The sequence below is a fragment of the Flavobacterium sp. WC2421 genome (assembly GCF_040822115.1).
GTDB lineage: Bacteria > Bacteroidota > Bacteroidia > Flavobacteriales > Flavobacteriaceae > Flavobacterium.
This window is the reverse complement of the sequence record NZ_CP162004.1, coordinates 2,132,821-2,152,775: the sequence shown is the minus strand read 5'-3', so window position 1 is coordinate 2,152,775 and position 19,955 is coordinate 2,132,821. Positions and strand designations below refer to the sequence as shown.

The following is a 19,955-nucleotide window of genomic DNA, read 5'->3' as shown; positions in this document are numbered from 1 at the left end:
ATGCCTATTCAAAAAATTAAAAAAGGATATCGCAAAACTAGATATATCCTTTATAAAGAAACATTGATTGACTTTAAGGAACATTTTTGGGCTTTTGTTGGTTCGTTTATTGGCATTGGAGCTATTGCTTATTTTAATTCTCATCATTTTGTTGATTCCGATAATGTTTATCTCATTGGATCTTTTGGGGCGTCAAGCGTTTTAATTTATGGCAATATTCAAAGCCCGTTTTCACAACCCAAAAACTTGGTTGGAGGACATTTTATTTCTGCAATAATTGGCGTGACAATCCACTTATTATTTCCAGAAATCATTTGGTTAGCCGCAGCATTAGCGGTGTCAATTTCCATCGTTCTCATGCAAATTACAAAAACTTTACATCCACCTGGAGGAGCCACTGCATTGATTGCCGTAATTGGTTCTTCTAAAATAAAAGAGCTAGGTTATTGGTATGTATTGAGCCCAGTCCTTATTGGTGTACTTATACTTCTATTAGTTGCATTAGTAGTCAATAATATAACTGAAAATCGAAGTTACCCAAGCAATAACAGATACCACAAGAAGTACCATACTTTTAAAAAACGAATTATTAAAAAGCTGTAGGCATAGTACTTATAACAATATTGAAATCTTATTAACAAATCAAGTTTCTTAAAAAGATATCTGAAATTAAATTTTACCTTTGACCTTTCAATAAAAAACAAAGATTATGGTTTACAAATTCAGAGTAATTCTAGATGCTGAAGAAGATATATTTAGAGATATAGCAATACTTGCTGATGATACTTTAGAAGATTTACACAACGCTATCTTCAATTCATTTGGTTTTGACGGCATGGAAGTAGCCTCTTTCTATACTTGTGATGAAACTTGGAATCAAGAGGATGAAATTTCACTTTTTGATACTGGAGATGTTCCAGGGGAGCAAAAAATCATGAGTGATTATGTTTTATCCGATTTATTGGATGACGAAAACACTAAGATTATCTATGTTTATGACTTCATCAATATGTGGACATTCCTTGTAGAACTAGCTGCAATTGAAGAGCAAGAAGCAGGGAATTTATATCCTGAGACCTTATTTTCACATGGTGAAATGCCAGATGAAGCTATGGAAAAAAACTTTGAAGCAGACAATGCTGATGATTTTGCCAGCGAATTTGAAGATGATTTAGATGAAGATGATCTAGATATGTTTGGAGGAGATGATAGCTTTGAAGATTTTGGATTTGAAGAGAATTGGAATTAGTTTTTTGAGTGACAAAGCTGCATAGTTTCAGAGTGACAAAGACTTTTAGCCGTTATAAAAAATATGGGAACATTTAGAGATTTATTAATATGGCAAAAATCAATGGTACTCGTTACTGAAATTTACACTTTGTCTAATAATTTCCCAAAAGAAGAAATTTATGCCCTTACCTCTCAATTAAGAAGAAGTGCTATATCGATCCCTAGCAATATTGCTGAAGGTTACGGTAGAAACGGAAACAAAGATTATTTGAAATTTTTAAATATTGCTGTTGCATCATTATTTGAATTGCAAACACAACTCGAAATTGCTTTTAATTTAAAATATATTAACCAATTACAATTTAACAAAACATACGAAGATAGCAGAGAAGTAGAAAGAATGATAAGTGCTTTTTGTCGAAAAATTAAAACTGATTTATAATCGCTTTTTTGTTCGAAATACTTTGAAACTCTGAAACTCTGAAACTTTGAAACTCATAGCCAATGATCAACTTATTTAACACACATATTGAGACACTTTCTATTCACAGAGTAGGAAATAAAAGTCGCAATGAAGCTATTTTCTTATCGGAGCAACCATTTAGCCTTCAAGACGAAATTGTACCTCTTATAAAAGAATTTTTTCTAAAACCATTTAGAGAAAAAGAGGAGAACTATTTCCAGTTTGCCCATGAAGTAGATTTGGATTACAACGACATGTATAAATATGCTTCGGAAATATTTGACAACCCTAGCAGTTTACACGAAGGTTCTAAAAAAATCACACAACATCTATTTGATCAATCAAACCATCCACACATTAAGAATGGTGAGGTTTATGTTACGTATTTGACCAATGTAAATATTGATAATAATGTAGTGGACGCCATTGGAATTTTTAAAAGTGAATTACAATCGGACTTTTTACAATTTGAAGAAAAAGGAACACATCTAGAAATGATTTTACAACAAGGTATCAACCTAAGTAAATTAGATAAAGGATGTATTATTTTTAATCATAAAAAAGAAGAAGGATATAAAATACTTACAGTTGACAGCAACCGTTATGATGCTCGTTACTGGTTAGAGCATTTCTTATCAGTTGATGCATTTGAAGATGAGAATTTCATTACTAAGAAATATTTGAAATTCTGTCAAAGTTTTGCCAAAGATGTTGTTTTTCCAGCAGAAGACAAAAAAGAAGAAGTCATGTTCATGAATCGTTCTGTAAATTATTTCGCCAAAAACGATCAGTTTGAAGAGACTAATTTTTTAAATGAAGTTCTTGACAACCCAGACTTAATTCCTGAATTCAAGAATTACAAAGTTGATAAAGGAGAAAAATACAGTATTGAAGATGTAACCTCATTCCCTATTGCTAATGCAGCAGTTACTGATGCACGTAAGTCAATCAAAAATGTAATCAATCTAGATACACACATTCAAATAAAAATGGATTTCATTAATCCTGAAAGTGCAGAGAAATTTGTTGAAAAAGGTTGGGACGAAGAAAAGCAAATGTATTATTACTTGGTTTATTTCAACAAAGAAGAGAAATCATAAACCGTAAATCATAAATTAAGACCTAAAAAACCCTCAATTATAATATAGTTGAGGGTTTTTTGATGCCGTAAGCAGAAAGTAACAAATATAGTATTGACCTATAATCATAAGGTATTTACTATAAATAAACTAAATTTATGTATTTCATCTATTTTTTTAATCGTTTTAACGGATTAATTCTATATTTACAGTTCCCAAACCTACCTAAACAATTATTATTATGAGACAAATTAATTAGCCTATTGTTTTACATAATTAAGAAATCAAATATTTTTAAAATCTAATGAATATTAGATAGAATAAGCCCCTTTATTTAATGACATTTAATTGTCAATAAAATAAAAAGAGAGTTATTTATTAAAAAAATAACTCCTTAGATTTGATCTAGATATAATAATTGTTCAAAACTTAAATTAAAGAGATGCTGATACTATTAATCATACATTGTTTACAAACAATAAAAAAAAGGTTTTACGAGGTTCAAGTTATTCGAATAGAAAAGAATTAATTTATGTCTAATTATTATTGATTAGTCTTGAATTATAAAATAAATCTAAATTATGAGTTAGTCCTATAATTTTTATTTTAAAAAATTTTGCCCCAAATTTTTAATCTCTAATTACTTTCAGTAATTAGAGATTTTTTTTATATTTTAATTTATTATTGTTACAAAATATACGTAATACCTTGTTAAAAATAAATAAACACGCATTTAATCGATAAATTTAGCGATATTAACGATAATTTAATAAGTTTATTATCCCCAAATCTACCTAAACAACCTAATTATGACCAAAGTAGAAATCAAAGACATTTTTCTAAGTAAAAAAATGATTTGCAAAATTATTGGTCATAAAATCATCCTATCAAGAAGAATTACCAATCACATCAATGAATATAAATGTTCAATCTGTGATTTAGAATTAACAAATGATGATGAAGGTAATAGAACCAACCTCACTCCTGAATTAAAAGAAATCAACGAAACTTTAATCCAATTTTATAAAAAAAAACTCCATAAAGCATAACCTATAGTACGCTCAAAAAAACATCCTTACTTTTCCCTGTTTTAGTGTAAATAAGACACAAAAGGCCAATAGGAAAAGATTGACAAAAAGAACACAATAAGTTATCAAAATGTACTTTTAATTTTAGTTTTTTGTAGATTTGTACCCTATATCATATTTTATGGGAAACATTAATTTTTTCAAAGAAAGTCCATTTAAAACCTTAATTTCATTTCATAAACTGATTGAATCTTTGGAGGAAATAGCTTTGTCTGAAATTGATTATCGCTCCAATTATGCCAAAGCATTATTAAAAGAAATTGAACATATTCCTGAGTTTAGTACTGGTATTGAAGATATATCTATTATTGAGGATAATAAAACACTCATAAAATACTTACTGGCTGATTTATTTCCAACTGCATTGACAAAAAATGAAATCAAGGCGGTTACAATTCCCTTTCAAAACTTGACCTTTAATTTTTCGGAACGATTTAGTAAAATTCTAAAAGAGGCAGGCGGTACTTTTGACATGTCCATTAGAGACCTTGACGGGGATCAGTTATACATTGTAAGTTGTATACTCATCTTGAATACGGTTTACCAACAACACTTTGAAATCAATAAACCTTTATTTTATGATATTCCTGATTCAAATGGTATACTAAAACATTATCGTATTCTTTATAATGCTGATTTTTTAGAAATAACTCCAACTAAAAAATCAATTGCATTAACCCCAGAAGATATTGATCAATTAATGGATAATTATGATGACATCTCGTTATGGAAACAAAAATTTCCAATAGAAAGTTGGATATTTAAGGGTTTTGGTATCGTAACTCTTTTTGATGCTACCACAGAAAGTGCAATTTCTAATTTAAAAAGTAACTTATTAAAGTCTGAAACCGATGCCGGAAATCAAGAAAATTTTGAAACTATATTTAGGTCCATCTTTAAAATTCCCGATTTAAAAGTAGGTTTAATCTTTTATGATGAAAAACAAGATAAATTCATAAAGCCGCCATTCAATAACAAAATAAAAAGTTACATTCTTTTTGAACAGGATGAAATGGTCGATTGTAACAAAGCCTTTTTTGGATGTTCTCAAATTACTCTTTTAAATGAAAAAAAACCATTTATAATTTCAAATGTTGAAAAATTCTCTACAATCTTAGGAAATGAGACTTTAGGAAACCATTTATTGAAACAAAATATAAAAAGTTGTATTCTGGCTCCTGTCTTAAAAAACGGCAAACTACTTGGTATTATAGAGCTAGTATCTTCCAAAACAAGAGAACTTAACAGTATCAATGCTAACAATTTAGACCTTCTACTGCCATATGTAATTGATTCTTTGGAACGCTACAATGTCGATTTACAAAACCAAATAGAGGCAGTAATTCAAAGAGAATATACTGCAATCCATTCCAGTGTATATTGGAAATTTAAGAACGAAGCTGAAAAATACTACCAAACGAACAGCCCAAATAAAGACTATATCTTTAAAGAAATTGTATTTAAAGAAGTATATCCTTTATATGGTCAAATAGACATTAAAGGCTCTTCACAGCATAGAAATGACACTGTTAAAGAGGATCTTAAAAATCAATTAAAAACATTGTTAACTATTTTTGAGAGCTTGAAATCTAATAGCTCACTCACATTATTGGAACAACGAAAATTTGAAATGCAAACCTATTTTAAAGAACTTGAAAAGGAATTAAAAGCAGATACTGAGCAACAAATTCAAAACTATATTCAAAAAGAAATACATCCTATTTTAAATAACTCTAAGATTGACAATACGTGTCAATTAATAATTAACCAATATTTTGAAGAATTAGATCCTAAAACAGCTTTGTTTTATCATTCTAGAAAAAAGTTTGATGATGCAATGTCCATTATCAATAAAAAAATGGCTTCCATTCTAGATAAGGAACAACTTGATGCTCAAACCATTTTTCCTCATTATTTTGAACGATTTAAAACTGATGGAGTAGAACATAATTTATATATTGGAGCCTCTATCACACCTTCACAACCTTTTGACATCATGTATCTTAGCAACCTGAGATTATGGCAATTACAAACTTTATGCAAAATGGAATTAGAACACCATCGATTAAAAAAAGCCTTACCATATGAGTTAGATGTGACTTCATTAATTTTAGTATTTAGCTCCCCACTTTCCATACGATTTAGAATGGACGAAAAACGTTTTGACGTAGATGGAACATATAATGCCCGCTATGAAGTAGTAAAAAAACGCATTGACAAAGCAAATATTAAAGGTACGCAAGAAAGAATAACTCAAAAAGAAAAAATAACAATCGTATATTCTCATAGCTATGAGGAAACTGAATATTTGAAATACATTAAATTTTTGCAATTCAAAAAAATTCTAGAACCTACTATAGAACAATTTGACATTGAAGAGCTACAGGGCGTTTCAGGTTTAAAAGCTTTACGAATAAAAGTGGTTAATACAGAGTCTTCTAATGATAAATATTCTTATCAGGAATTATTAAGTGAAATAAATTAAGCTCTAACAGAATAAAAAGCCAGTACAAATGCAATCACCGAAATAATAATTCCGATCATAAAAATATTATAAGTAATCCTTAACAATCTATATTTTTTTTCAAGTACTAAGCCTAAATAATATAAATCTTTAATTAAAGAATTATATAAGTATTCGTTGTCTTTCATCATTTCATTTACAGCCCATTCATATTCTTCTAAAGGCATTTTATAAAAATTACCAAAAAACAACAAATTTACTTTTCTATCCTCAATGTCTTTTCGCGTAAAAATACCACTGGTAACTTTTGGGCGTGTAGATAGGATGGCAAAAATTATTGAAATCACACTAAACATAAGCATAATAAATGTTGGCATAACCAAATGCGCGTTATTTGCACTATCTAATTTTGGAATAATTGACGAAAGCGCAATAGAAATAATAATTGCATTTACTGAAAGTAGAATATTGGCTTTACTGTCAGCAATACCACTTAATCTCGTGTGATTACTTAATGTGATTCGAAACAAAGTGTCAACACCACGATCCGCTTTTTTGTTTTTCTCCGTTTTCTTTTTATTTTTTATTTTCTTAGGCATTTCTTCCATTTTGGCTTCTATTTTTTTTATTTTATCTTGAACCAAGAGTATGTTTTTTTCCTTTAACGGAGTCCAATTAGCAATTGCAAAATCAGTATAATATTGATGACATTGTGTTAGTATTCTATAATTCTCGCTATCCCATTCAAAATCATTATAGAATTTTTGCAGTGTATTTTCCCATTCCGTTCTTAACGATTCACAAATACTTAAATAATCAGGACTCGCAAAATGAGAATAATCAGCATCTCTTATGATTTTTTCCAGAACCGTATTAGGTGCATAATCGAATGTAGTAGCTTGAATTGTACTAGCCACTTTTTCAATGTATTCTGTAGATTTGTCTTTTTCTTTTAGGAAATCAGTGGCTATCGTTACACTAGAAAGCTCATGATGATCACAACCTTGAATGTAACCTGTATCATGAAACCAAGCCGCTATTAAAACTATTTCCCTATCTAATTGACTTAAAGACTCTTTCTCACTAAGGACTTCAACCGCCTTAACCACATCCATTGTGTGCTTAACATTATGATATGTAAATGAAATAGAAAGTCTATCTTTGAGTAATTTAATTACAAAATTTTCGGCTTGTTCTATAAGATTCATAAAAATTTTTATAATACTAAATTATGAAATTGTTTTCAGATAATCATTTTATAAAATATAAAATACCCGCATACTTATTTTTATCAATATTCATATTGCATTCTTGTTCAACTCATCAAGCACAATATGGAAATAAAATTACAGCTAGTTTAACAACAAACGCAGATGATACTTCTAAAATTGCTCATACTTTTTTTTTAATTGGTGACGCTGGTAATAGTGACGAAGATAATTCAAAAAAAACGCTAAACCAACTTAATGAAGCATTACTAAAATCAGATAAAAATGCTACGTTACTTTTTTTGGGAGACAATATTTACCCGAAAGGAATGCCAAATAAAGAAGACAAATCCAGTTATGATTTGGCAAAAAACAAACTATTAAACCAGTTAGCACTTTCTAAAGAGTTTAAAGGTAAAACGCTTTTTATACCTGGAAATCATGATTGGTATAATGGAATAAATGGTTTAAAGCGTCAAGAAGAAATTGTTACTGATTACTTAAATGATAAAAAATCATTTTTACCAGGAAAAGGTTGTCCCATAGATGATTTAAAAATTAATGATTTCACAACACTAATTACAATTGATAGTCAATGGTTCTTGGAGGACTGGGACAAGACTCCAACAATAAATGACGATTGTGATATTAAATCTCGAGAAGGCTTTTTTGAGGAACTGGAAAGTTTATTAACTAAGAACAAAGAGAAAACCGTAATACTCGCATTACACCATCCATTAATGAGCAACGGTAGTCATGGTGGTCAGTTTTCATTAAAAAAACAGCTTTTTCCCTTGGAACAAAAAATCCCGCTTCCAGTAATAGGCTCTTTAATTAACTTTATTCGAAAAACATCCGGAATAAGCCCTCAAGACATTCAAAACAAACAATATACCGCTTTTTCGAAAAGAATAAAAACCCTTTTACAAGGACATGACAATGTTATAGTCGTTTCTGGACACGATCATAATTTACAATACATTGATCATCAAAATATAAAACAAATAATAAGCGGTGCTGGATCAAAGTCGGAAGCAGCCAGAGCGATCTATCAAAATGATTTCTCTTACGGTAAAAATGGTTTTGCTACTTTAAAAGTCTATCGTAATGGAAAAACAATCGTTTCCTTTTTTGGTCAAGAAAACAATAAAAACAAGCTCCTTTTTGAGAAAACTGTCTTATTTCCCAAAAACGAAGTAGTTTTAGAATATCCAAATAAATTTTCTCTAACAACAAAATCGGCTGTTTATACTCCAGACATGATTCATAAAAGTAAAGCACATAATTTATTTTTAGGAACACATTATAGAAATTATTATGGTGTACTTATAGAAGCCAAAACTGCCATTCTAGATACCTTGTATGGAGGTTTAAAACCAGATATTGCAGGTGGGGGTCATCAATCAAAATCATTACGACTTGTTGATAAAGACGGTAAGGAATATGTAATGCGTGCAGTTAAAAAGAGTGTCTCCCGATTTTTGCAAAGTGTTGCATTTAAAGATCAATATGTAGAAAACGAATTTGAAAATACATTTGCTGAAGACTTTTTATATGATTTTTATACCACTGCACATCCATACACTCCCTTAGCTGTTGGTGCTTTAGCAGATAAAATTGGGGTATCTCACACTAATCCAAAATTATTTTACATCCCAAAGCAAAATGGCTTGGAAGAATTTAACACCAATTTTGGTGATGAATTGTATTTAGTTGAAGAAAGGCCTTCGGAAAGTCAAAAAAAATTAAAAAGTTTTGGTACTCCAAAGGATATAATAGGAACCGAAGAAGTATTAGAAAATCTAGTAAAAGACGAGAAATATAGTATTGATGAAAACGAATATATAAAAGCCCGTTTATTTGACATGTTAATTGGAGATTGGGACAGGCATTATGATCAATGGCGTTGGGGCGAATATAAGGAGGATGGGAAAATAATTTACAAACCGATTCCTAGAGATAGAGACCAAGCATTTTCAAAATACGATGGTGCTTTGCTTTCTATTTTAATGAATATTCCCGCATTGCGACATATGCAAAGTTTTAAAGATGATATAAAAAATGTCAAGTGGTTTAATCGTGAAGCCTATCCATTAGACGTGGCTTTTTTAAAAACGGCAACAAAAAAAGATTGGATTAAAGAAGCACGATACATTCAAGAAAACCTTACAGATGAAGCGATTGATAATGCTTTTACTAGTTTACCAAAAGAGGTTCAGGATAAAACAATTGCCGAAATTAAGGAAAAGTTAAAATCTAGAAGAGCAAAACTAGCTAATTATGCTTCTAATTATTCCACCGTTTTACAAAAAACAGTTTTGATTGTTGGTACCAATAAAAAAGACAAATTTGTCATCAATCACATCTCAAAAAACAATATTGAAGTTTCTGTTTATAGATTAAAAAAAGAAGGAGAACAATTAATCCATAGCATTAGTTATAATGGTTCTAAAACTAAAAACATATGGATCTATGGGTTAGATGATGATGATGAATTTGAAGTAAAAGGGAATTATTATTCAAAAACAAAAATTAGACTAATTGGTGGTCAAAATAACGATACCTATACCGTAGAAAACGGAGATAAAATTAAAATCTTAGATTTTGATTCTAAAAACAACACTTTCAATATCGATTCTAAAACTCAAAAAAAATTGAGCGACAATTATGAAACTAACTTATATAATTACAAAAAGCCAAAATACAATGCCTTTTCAGGATATCCTACAATAGGCTTTAACCCTGATGATGGAATAAAATTTGGTATAAATGTCAACTATACCGTTAATCGTTTCAAGCAAAATCCATACACTAGAAAACATATATTTAAAGCTAATTATTATTTTGCTACTGAAGGTTTTGAATTGCTTTATAATTTATCAGCGCCAAAAGTTATTGGTTCATGGGATTTTAATTTAGATACACAGTTTACAAGTCCCAATTTTGCAATCAATTATTTTGGCTATGGAAACGAAACCCACAATAATGATGATATCGAAGGAATGGATTACAACCGTGTTCGTATTCGAATTATTAAAGCAGCTCCACAATTAAAAAAAGCAGGCCTTAATGGTAGTACAATAACTATTCAATCTATTTTTGAAAATATAGAAATTGACAGGACTGTAAATCGTTTTATAACCACTGTAAATACTGTAAACCCTAACGTTTTTGAAAATCAACAATTTGCAGGAACCACTTTAAAATATAGTTATGAAAATTACGACAACCCTTCATTACCAAGCATTGGAATGGGGTTTTCGATTTCAGGAAGCTGGAAAGTAAACCTAGGTGATCTAAATCGTAATTTTCCAACAATTGAATCAAAACTTAATTTTAATCACAAAATTGACTCTAATGGTAAGTTTGTTTTAGCAACACTGTTAAAAGGAAAAGCAGTATTAAATAATAATTTTGAATTCTATCAAGGTGCAACTTTAGGCGGTGATTATGATTTAAGAGGTTTTAGAAATGAACGCTTTTTAGGCAAGCAATCCTTTTTTCAAAGTAGTGATTTAAGATGGAATATTGGAAAAATACGCGAAAGTATTGTTCCAATGACTTATGGTGTTTTAGGAGGTTTTGATTATGGAAGAGTTTGGTTAGACGGAGAGAAATCAAACAAGTGGCATCAATCCTTTGGTGGAGGTTTATGGCTTAATGGTTTAAATGTAATCACTGCTAGGCTTACTTATTTTAAGAGCCCAGATGATGAAGGACGAATCACTTTTGGATTAGGGTTTGGATTTTAGTTTAAGGTTATTTATGGAAACTTCATAAACCATTCCCCCATTACCCTTTGTTTTTTCGTCGACAATTAGTAATTTATCATTATCTTTAAAACAAATCCCTTCTTTTTGAGAATTATGCTTTAAATTAAATTCACACATTTTTCCCGAGGAAAAATCGTCCTCTTTAAAATTCTCAAATAACCAAATTCTGCTATGACTCAACAAGACTACTTTTGATTGATCTGGACTAATAGCTGCACTTGTTATTGCATAATTATCAAAATCATTCCCTGTTTTATATTTACCTAATAACTTCGCTTGATGGAATCCTTCTTTATTTGGGATTCGATACAATAATGTAGTACCATCAAATCCCTTACTTCTGTTTTTAGTAAACAAATAAAAATTACCCTTTAGTTCAAAAAAACTTTCAACATCAAAAAGTAATTCTTTCTTTTTTGGAGGAAATTCATTTTGTTCTGGATAAGAAAAAGACACTTTATAAATGGGTGCAGTTGTCTTATTATCTAATGCTGCTTTTGCAATTTTATAAATGCATAAATCCTTTCTGACATTCTCATTGTTCCCAAAATCACCTATATATAAGTTCCCATCTCCATCTTTAGTAATCTCTTCCCAATCAATATTTTTTGTCTTCTTTATTGTTAGACTATTCGCAACATTCCCTTTTTGATCTAAAGCATAGATTTTATTCTTATTGCCACTATCTTCAATTACCCAAACTAAATGATTTTCTGGTGCGTAACTAATACCAGAAACCTCCTTTAAATTGTCCGGTAATTTATAAAGGGGAGATAGTAAACCTGAATCTTGTTGACATGAAAATAAAAAGAAACCGACCGAAAAAAACAAAAAATAATTTTTCATAAATTATACCGATATCACATAAATAAAAAAGAAGATAATCAAAAAAACAAACTAGAAACCAGGTTTAAATAAGTTGGCATTTTTAAAATTCCTTGTAACAAATTTGAATGCAGCACTCAATACATTACCCATTCGTTTTGCATTTTTAAAATTCAAGTCGTTGGTGTATTTATAAAGGTCCAATTTTAATTGTTGTACATGTTCGTCTGGGGCAATCATATCGTTCCCCATAATTTTCAATATTCTTTTGATACGTGTTTCTGCCGAAAGAATTCTTTTGGCTAAGGCTGCACGTTCTTCATTTTTATATTGCTCAATAGAACTTTCTTGCAATTTTTCTTTAACCAATTTTACCATCGGATAGTTTTCCTTAAAGAATTGGGGACGATAAATTTTAAAATTACCCTCATAACATTGTTGATCAAAATCGATAGGACGAATTCTATAAACAACTTGATCAAAATCATGAATTGGGATGATTACATAATTATACGCTCTCATGTCACCCAAAAGGCGAATCATACAACGTTCATTAAATTTTACAAATTCTTTTGCAATTTGAGATTTTTCAGTCTCCGTACAGTCATTTAATAGTGTTTCAATGAATACATCACCTGGAATCCCAATAATATGCTCTTCAATTAAAGTATCATCGTATACTAAAAAATTTATTTTATCAGGTGATAATATATGTTCCAATTCCAGTCCATATATACGGGAAGCATCTGCTTTTTTAATGTAAAAATGTACATAATTATCATTTAAAATATTTCTGACTTTTATCCTAAAAGGTTTAGAATTTCCAAAAGTGCAAAAATCAATTGCATCTACATTTAAAAATTTTATAATATCATTGTTTCCATCTGAGTGCAAAAGAGAATAGATTTTTTTTAAATTCAAGTCTATTTCATTTCTTTCAAATTCATTATAAAAAACACGTGCCCATAAAGTGTCCTGGTCCTGCTTATCATACACATTTATTGAACCAGAAAAACGCAGTAAATCATCATAACAAATTTGAACTTTTGAAATACGGTCAAAACGCTCTAAATAGTCAAATAACGGTTTATTTACAGGATAAGTTGGTTTTTTAAATAGAATTTCGCCTTCGCTCATTTGGATAAAATTTAATGCAAATTTACATTAATTTGATCCGTATTGGCAATAAAAGATAAACTTCTTAGTTTTAAAAAAGCGGAATGCATCAGTATCAGTTAATTCATGCAATATTTAATCTACTAAAAAAAATATTTTAACCAGCTAAAAAATATTTCTGATTATCAAGCAATTAGAAAATAAACATTTTTTAACTTCAAAAAATAAAATATTAAATACAAAAAAAACGATTCAGAGAATAATTTATTTTAAATTTGAAAGTCCCCAAGACATAATATACCATTATCTTAAAACCTACTATGACGAATAAGCATGATATTTATATCAAGGCAGCCGAATCTGCAAAAATTGGTATCTGGGAATCGAATTTAGAGACCAATTCTGTATATTGGGATTCCATTACAAAATGTATTCTTGAAGTCCCTGAAGACTTTCAACCGATAAATGGTGACGGAATTAAATTTTATAGCCCCGGTGAAAACAGAGAAAGAATTGTAGCTTTAATAGAAAAAGCAATTAGCGATGGTATCTCATTTAATGATAAATTTCAAATTACCACAGCAAAAAATAACATAAAATATGTTGAATGTATTTGTCGGACGGAATTGAAAAACAATAAAGTAATTAGACTATTAGGTACTTTTCAAGATATTACAAAAGAGCAAAATTTAATTAATGAACTTGAATTAAACGTTAAGAAATTTTCTTCTATTTTTTCCAGTGCTAATGATGCCATAATTATTATTGATTATTCTACTGGAATAATTACGGATTGTAATTCGAGAGCTTATGAGCTTACGGGATATAAATCATCTGAATTACTAGGTATACACAACTCAAAGTTGTTCCCAATTGAGAAAAGAATTGAAATCCGATTGTTTCTAGCCAATAATAAAGATAAAGACAACTACTTTGTAAATGAGACTTTTATAAAGACAAACTTGGGTGCTATAATCCCAGTTGAAGTCGCATCAGGAAAAAAATTCATCGTCGGCAATCGTACTTTTTTAGTTTGTTTTTTTAGAGATATAAGTGAACGTAAAAATGTAGAAGACAACCTTAACATGCTATCTCTAGTAGCATCCGAAACATCTGATGCAATTATAATTGCAAATCCAGAAGGTGAGACTGTATGGGCAAACAATGCTTTTCTAAAATTGACTGGTTTTTCTCTAAATGAAATCATTGGTAAAAAACCTCGTGCCTTTTTAAATGGTCCGGAAACCGATTTACAAACTATTAGTAACATTAATGATGCCCTTCATTTTAAAAAAAATATAAAAACCACAATCCTTAATTATAACAAACAAAAAGAAAAATTTTGGTATGAGTCAAGTACAACACCTGTTTTTGACAATCTAGGAAATTGCACCAAATTTATTTGTGTAGGTAGAGACGTTACCGTAGCTAAAGAAAAAGAACTAGAACTCCGAAGAATATTAGATGTTACCAATGATCAAAATGACAAACTTTTTAATTTTGCTCATATCGTTTCACACAATATCCGCTCGCATGCCAGTAATTTATCTATGATTTTAGATGTTATGGAAAGTGCGGATGATACTGATGAAAAATTGTCTTATATAGAAATGTTTAAAGAAGGAACTGATAAATTATCCGAAACGATTGAGTATTTAAACGAAATCATAACCATTCAAAAAAACACAAATATTGATAAAAAACACATTTGTTTAAAAGATGAAATAGAAAAAGTAAAGATGGCATTAAGTCAATCAATCGTTGAAAGTTGCATAGAAATAACACATTCTATTCCTGACAACCTTGTTGTAAGTGTAATTCCTGCCTATCTGGACAGCATTCTACTTAATTTATTTACAAATGCTATCAAATACAAATCCACGAAAAGAAAAGCTACTTTAGAAATAGGTTACGAAATTAATGAACATTATACCATAATAAGCTTTAAAGACAATGGATTAGGAATAAATCTAAATAAAAACGGTCATAAATTATTTGGAATGTACAAAACTTTTCATGGCAATGATGACGCAAGAGGTATTGGACTCTTTATTACCAAAAACCAATTAGAAGCGATGAAAGGTAAAATTGAAGTAGAAAGTGAAGAAGGTGTTGGGTCAACTTTTAAAATTCACTTAAATGAAAAATAAAATTACTTATATTATTGATGATGATAAATTATCTATAAAATTAATGAGTATGTTAATTACAAAAAATCATTTTTGTGAAGAGATTATTCCGTTTTTTAACCCCCAAGTTGCATTAGAAAACTTAAAAAAAAACGCTACAGATCCTGATAATTTGCCTGATGTTATCTTACTTGATTTAAATATGCCAATACTAGATGGTTGGCAATTTTTGGACGAATTTATCCTTTTACCAATAAAAAAAGATATTTCAATTTTTATTGTTACCTCTTCCATTGATCCTTCAGATATTGAAATGGCAAAAAAATATGATATGGTAAAAAGCTATATTATGAAACCTATCAACGCAAAAAAATTAGAAGAAGCCTCAAAATTAATTTAATTCATAATTTGAAATATAATAGTAACAATTTCATACTTTGTTCGTCCTATTAAAAACTAAAAAACGAACATTTTGGAAACCATTCTTTCGATTAAAAATCTCAATAAACGCTATAGCAGTTTACAAGCCCTAAAAGATGTCTCTTTTGAAATAAAAAAAGGGCATGTATACGGAATTTTAGGACCTAATGGAAGTGGAAAATCAACCACATTGGGAATTGTTTTGAATGTAGTAAATAAAACATCCGGAGAATACTTTTGGTTTGATGGTAAAATGGAAACTCATGAAGCTTTGAAAAAAGTAGGGGCTATTATTGAAAGACCTAACTTTTATCCTTACATGACGGCGGAAGAAAATCTAAAGTTAGTTTGTAAAATTAAGAATATCAACTATACTAAAATTCAGGAAAAACTAGAATTAGTAGGTTTAGATGAAAGAAAAAATAGTAAGTTCAGTACTTTTTCTTTAGGAATGAAACAGCGCCTAGCCATTGCTTCTGCCCTACTGAATGATCCAGAAATCCTTATTCTTGATGAACCTACCAATGGATTAGATCCACAAGGAATTCACCAAATTAGAGATATTATCAAGCAAATCGCTGCACAAGGAACAACCATATTACTTGCTTCTCATTTACTCGATGAAGTCGAAAAAGTATGCACCCATGTATTGGTTTTAAGAAAAGGAACTGTTTTATATTCTGGTTCTGTTGATGGCATGACTGCAAATGAAGGATTCTTTGAGCTACAAGCTGATGACAACACTAATTTAATTTCCGTTTTAAAAACACATCCAGCTGTAGAAAGTGTAAAAACAGAAGAGGGAAAAGTTTTTGTTTATTTAAAAAATGCATTAGAAGCGGCTGAATTAAACAAATTCCTTTTTGAAAAAAACATATGTTTAAGTCATTTGGTAAAACGTAAAAATAGCCTTGAAGAACAGTTTTTAGAATTGACCAGTACAGTTACACCAACAACATTAAACTAGCCGCTATGAAACGATTACTATCTATAGAATTACAAAAAATCTGGATGAATAAAGCCAGTAGAATACTTACACTTACTTATTTCATTCTTCTTTCCTTTATTGCATTAATAGCATCAATAAAATTTGATATTGGATTTTTTAAGTTAGATCTTGCCGAAATGGGGATTTTTAACTTTCCAATTATATGGCATTTCAATACCTATATAGCTGCTTGGTTAAAATTCTTTTTAGCTATTGTTATTGTTTCAATGATGGCAAATGAATACAGCTATGGTACGTTAAAACAAAACTTGATTGACGGAATGAGTAAAAAAGAATTAATCATTTCTAAATTCTTGACTGTACTTCTATTTGCATTGGTTTCAACTGTTTTTGTTTTCTTGATGAGTTTATTATTAGGGTACAGCTTTTCATCTTATACAGAAATAAGTATCGTATTTAGTGATTTAGAATATCTAGTGGCATTTTTCGTGAAATTAGTTGGGTTTTTCTCCTTTTGTTTGTTTTTGGGGATACTCGTTAAACGCTCCGCTTTTGCATTAGGTTTTCTTTTAGTTTGGACAATAGGGGAATGGATTACGAAAGGAATTTTAACTTTTAAAATATTTCCAGATAGTGATACCGCCGATTCTATAACACAATTTTTCCCTTTAGAATCTATGTCTAATTTAATTGTTATGCCCTTTAGAAGGCTATCGGTCATAAAAAATATTGGGACGCAAATTGGAGTTAATAGCACAATAGATTATAGTGTACACTTTAGCGCTATACTAATTGTACTAACTTGGTCATTACTTTTTATGTTATTATCTTATAGATTATTAAAAAACAGAGATTTGTAGTACCTTTACAAGGCTATGAGATGTTTAAAAACAATTTCACTTTGTATCCTTTTTTCCTTTTGCACTACAATAGGAAAGGCTCAATATATTACTGTAAATGATAGCTACACAGCACAAAACTTGGTTGATTTATTAACAAATAAAAGTCCTTGCGCTAACACCTCTAATCCTAGTGTAACTGGGGATACTTTTTCTGGAATAAAAAATAGTTATAGTTATTTTAATTCAGGAACAAGTAACTTTCCTTTTACCGAAGGAGTATTATTAAGTACTTGGAGTAGCACTAATTCAGTTGGTCCCTTTATACGAAATCAAGGTGGCGGAAGTTCGTCTTGGAAAGGAGATACCGATTTAGATCAAGCCTTAGGAATTAAGTCCATAAATGCAACAGTATTAGAATTTGATTTTACGCCCTTAACCAATTTTGTTAATTTCAATTATATTTTTGCTTCAAATGAATATCAAGATGATTTCCCTTGTCGGTTTTCAGATGGTTTTGCTTTTTTAATTAAAGAAAATGGACCAACAGGTGTTTATAAAAATTTAGCTGTTTTACCCGATAACATTACTCCTGTTTCCTCTGAAAATGTTCATCCTACTATCAGTTTTACTAATACTACTGGAAGTACATCAGGCTGTGCAGCAAAAAACGAATCTTATTTTGGACAAATAAATACAAGCCCAGCAAATACAAGCCCTATTAATTATAGTGGACAAACGGTTGTATTAAATGCACAAACTAATGTTGTTGCGGGAAATTCATATCATATTAAATTAGTACTTGCTGATGATGAATTTGAGTATTATGATTCGGCAGTTTTTCTACAAGCAGGAAGTTTTACAACCAAAGTAGAATTAGGAGCCGATCGGTTATTAGCAACTAATAATGGAATTTGTTTTGGTGAAAATTATGTAATTGACACTAAACTTCCTGCCAGTTATATATATAAATGGTATAAAAACAATGTCTTATTAATAGGAGAAATTAGCCCTTCTTATACCGTTAAAGATGCAGGAACCTACAAAGTCGAAGTCATTTTAAGTCCTACAATATGTATAGCTACAAGTGAACTAAAAGTTGAATACACACCCGAAATTGTATTAAAAAATACCTCTTTATTTCAATGTGATGAAAATGGAGATGGAATAGCCATTTTTAATTTAACAAAAGCTGAAGCAATCATAAAAAACAATAATAGTAATCTAAAACAAATGTTTTTTTACGAAAATAGTTTTGATGCTCAAAACAATCAAAATCAAATTATAAATCCAACTAATTATACGAACAAAGCAAATAATCAAATTGTAATTGCCAAAGTTTCGGACAATTATGGCTGTTCTAACTCCGCAGAATTGACACTATCCATTTCGAATAAAACTATAGCTCCACTAGATCCAGTAACAGTTTGTGATGATGATGTAGTCAGTGATGGAATACATCAATTTGATTTAATGGCTGTAGCGACTTCTGGTCAATTTTCAGGTATAGGAAATAATATTTTTGTTACTTTTTATTCAAACCCAACAGATGCATATCTTGAAAAAAACGAATTACCTTTCTTATTCAAAAATACGATTCCCTACCAACAAACTCTATTTGTAAGAGTACTTAACGGATCTGATTGTTATGCGATTACTCAAATTACACTTTTTATAAATACATTTAATCCTCCAAACTTTGAAGATGAAAACATTCCTTTATGCGAAGGAAGTGCTCTTACTATAGCTGTAAACAACATATATTCCAGTTATTTATGGAATACAGGCGCAACTTCAAATTCTATTTTGGTCAATACGGCAGGAGATTATTCAGTAGTCGTTACTGATACAAATGGTTGTGAGGCAACAAAGAACTTCCACATCACAGCCTCTGGTATAGCAACAATAACTGGAGCAACAATAAATGATTTTGCAGGGAATGAAAATTCAGTTGAACTGGAATATACTGGTACAGGAAATTATGAGTTTTCATTAGATGGGTCTTATTTTCAAGATAACCCCATTTTTAATGGAATAGCTTCTGGTAATTATTTAGCCTATGCACGTGACAAAAACGGATGTGGTTTATCAAATCCATTTCTCCTATATGTTTTAGATTATCCTCGTTATTTCACTCCTAATGGGGATGGATTTAATGATTTATGGAACATTAAAAATCTTGATTTATTATCAAAATCTACTTTGACAATATTTGATCGTTATGGTAAATTATTAAAAGAGTTGGGGTCAAAAAGTACAGGATGGAATGGTACTTTCAATGGGTACGAATTACCTGCAGACGATTATTGGTTTCAATTAACCTTTGCCGATGGGAAAATGATTAAAGGGCATTTTTCGTTAAAAAGATAATA

At 29.9% G+C, this 19,955-nt stretch carries 15 protein-coding genes; 12 read left to right on the top strand and 3 right to left on the bottom strand.

All coding sequences use genetic code 11. The annotated features are described in order from the left end of the window. The 6 genes from AB3G33_RS09250 to AB3G33_RS09225 all read left to right on the top strand — a co-directional run bounded on the left by AB3G33_RS09250 (window position 1) and on the right by AB3G33_RS09225 (window position 6,345). Window positions 1-603, top strand: coding sequence for an HPP family protein (locus AB3G33_RS09250; RefSeq protein WP_367768530.1), 603 nt, complete (start codon window positions 1-3; stop codon window positions 601-603). Window positions 604-709: 106 nt separating this feature from the next. Further along, window positions 710-1,249, top strand: a complete 540-nt coding sequence (locus tag AB3G33_RS09245; RefSeq protein WP_367752029.1) for a hypothetical protein — start codon at window positions 710-712, stop codon at window positions 1,247-1,249. A 63-nt stretch (window positions 1,250-1,312) separates the two neighbouring features. After that, on the top strand, window positions 1,313-1,672 hold the full coding sequence (locus AB3G33_RS09240) for a four helix bundle protein (protein WP_367768527.1): 360 nt from the start codon (window positions 1,313-1,315) through the stop codon (window positions 1,670-1,672). Between the two features lie 62 nt (window positions 1,673-1,734). Beyond that, window positions 1,735-2,793, top strand: coding sequence for a nucleoid-associated protein (locus AB3G33_RS09235; protein WP_367768525.1), 1,059 nt, complete (start codon window positions 1,735-1,737; stop codon window positions 2,791-2,793). 788 nt (window positions 2,794-3,581) lie between these two features. Beyond that, on the top strand, window positions 3,582-3,821 hold the full coding sequence (locus tag AB3G33_RS09230; RefSeq protein WP_367768523.1) for a hypothetical protein: 240 nt from the start codon (window positions 3,582-3,584) through the stop codon (window positions 3,819-3,821). Window positions 3,822-3,981: 160 nt separating this feature from the next. Further along, window positions 3,982-6,345 carry a GAF domain-containing protein gene (locus AB3G33_RS09225; protein WP_367768521.1) on the top strand — a complete coding sequence of 788 codons (2,364 nt, stop codon included), beginning with the start codon at window positions 3,982-3,984 and terminating at the stop codon, window positions 6,343-6,345. Here the strand turns inward: AB3G33_RS09225 and AB3G33_RS09220 are convergent. Then, window positions 6,342-7,532, bottom strand: a complete 1,191-nt coding sequence (locus AB3G33_RS09220) for a Pycsar system effector family protein (RefSeq protein WP_367768518.1) — start codon at window positions 7,530-7,532, stop codon at window positions 6,342-6,344. The two genes, AB3G33_RS09225 and AB3G33_RS09220, sit on opposite strands and share 4 nt — an antisense overlap. A gap of 23 nt (window positions 7,533-7,555) precedes the next feature. Between AB3G33_RS09220 and AB3G33_RS09215 the strand changes: the two genes are divergently transcribed. Then, window positions 7,556-11,284: a metallophosphoesterase gene (locus AB3G33_RS09215; RefSeq protein ID WP_367768515.1), complete on the top strand. Its 3,729-nt coding sequence runs from the start codon at window positions 7,556-7,558 to the stop codon at window positions 11,282-11,284. Here the strand turns inward: AB3G33_RS09215 and AB3G33_RS09210 are convergent. Beyond that, the gene (locus AB3G33_RS09210; protein WP_367768512.1) at window positions 11,267-12,151 is read right to left on the bottom strand and encodes an SdiA-regulated domain-containing protein; all 885 of its coding nucleotides are present in this window, start codon (window positions 12,149-12,151) and stop codon (window positions 11,267-11,269) included. The genes AB3G33_RS09215 and AB3G33_RS09210 overlap by 18 nt on opposite strands. Window positions 12,152-12,202: 51 nt before the next feature. Then, on the bottom strand, window positions 12,203-13,267 hold the full coding sequence (locus tag AB3G33_RS09205) for a hypothetical protein (RefSeq protein ID WP_367752016.1): 1,065 nt from the start codon (window positions 13,265-13,267) through the stop codon (window positions 12,203-12,205). A 299-nt stretch (window positions 13,268-13,566) separates the two neighbouring features. Here AB3G33_RS09205 and AB3G33_RS09200 point away from each other — a divergent pair, with 299 nt between their 5' ends. The 5 genes from AB3G33_RS09200 to AB3G33_RS09180 all read left to right on the top strand — a co-directional run bounded on the left by AB3G33_RS09200 (window position 13,567) and on the right by AB3G33_RS09180 (window position 19,953). Next, window positions 13,567-15,396, top strand: a complete 1,830-nt coding sequence (locus AB3G33_RS09200) for a PAS domain S-box protein (protein ID WP_367768510.1) — start codon at window positions 13,567-13,569, stop codon at window positions 15,394-15,396. After that, the gene (locus AB3G33_RS09195) at window positions 15,386-15,775 is read left to right on the top strand and encodes a response regulator (RefSeq protein ID WP_367768508.1); all 390 of its coding nucleotides are present in this window, start codon (window positions 15,386-15,388) and stop codon (window positions 15,773-15,775) included. Before AB3G33_RS09200 ends, AB3G33_RS09195 begins: the two co-directional genes overlap by 11 nt. A gap of 72 nt (window positions 15,776-15,847) precedes the next feature. Further along, window positions 15,848-16,762 carry an ABC transporter ATP-binding protein gene (locus tag AB3G33_RS09190; protein WP_367768506.1) on the top strand — a complete coding sequence of 305 codons (915 nt, stop codon included), beginning with the start codon at window positions 15,848-15,850 and terminating at the stop codon, window positions 16,760-16,762. 5 nt (window positions 16,763-16,767) lie between these two features. Then, entirely contained in the window at window positions 16,768-17,604 is an 837-nt protein-coding gene (locus tag AB3G33_RS09185; protein WP_367752008.1) for an ABC transporter permease, read from the top strand. Between the two features lie 15 nt (window positions 17,605-17,619). Beyond that, on the top strand, window positions 17,620-19,953 hold the full coding sequence (locus AB3G33_RS09180) for a choice-of-anchor L domain-containing protein (RefSeq protein WP_367768504.1): 2,334 nt from the start codon (window positions 17,620-17,622) through the stop codon (window positions 19,951-19,953). The last annotated feature ends 2 nt before the right edge of the window (window positions 19,954-19,955 follow it).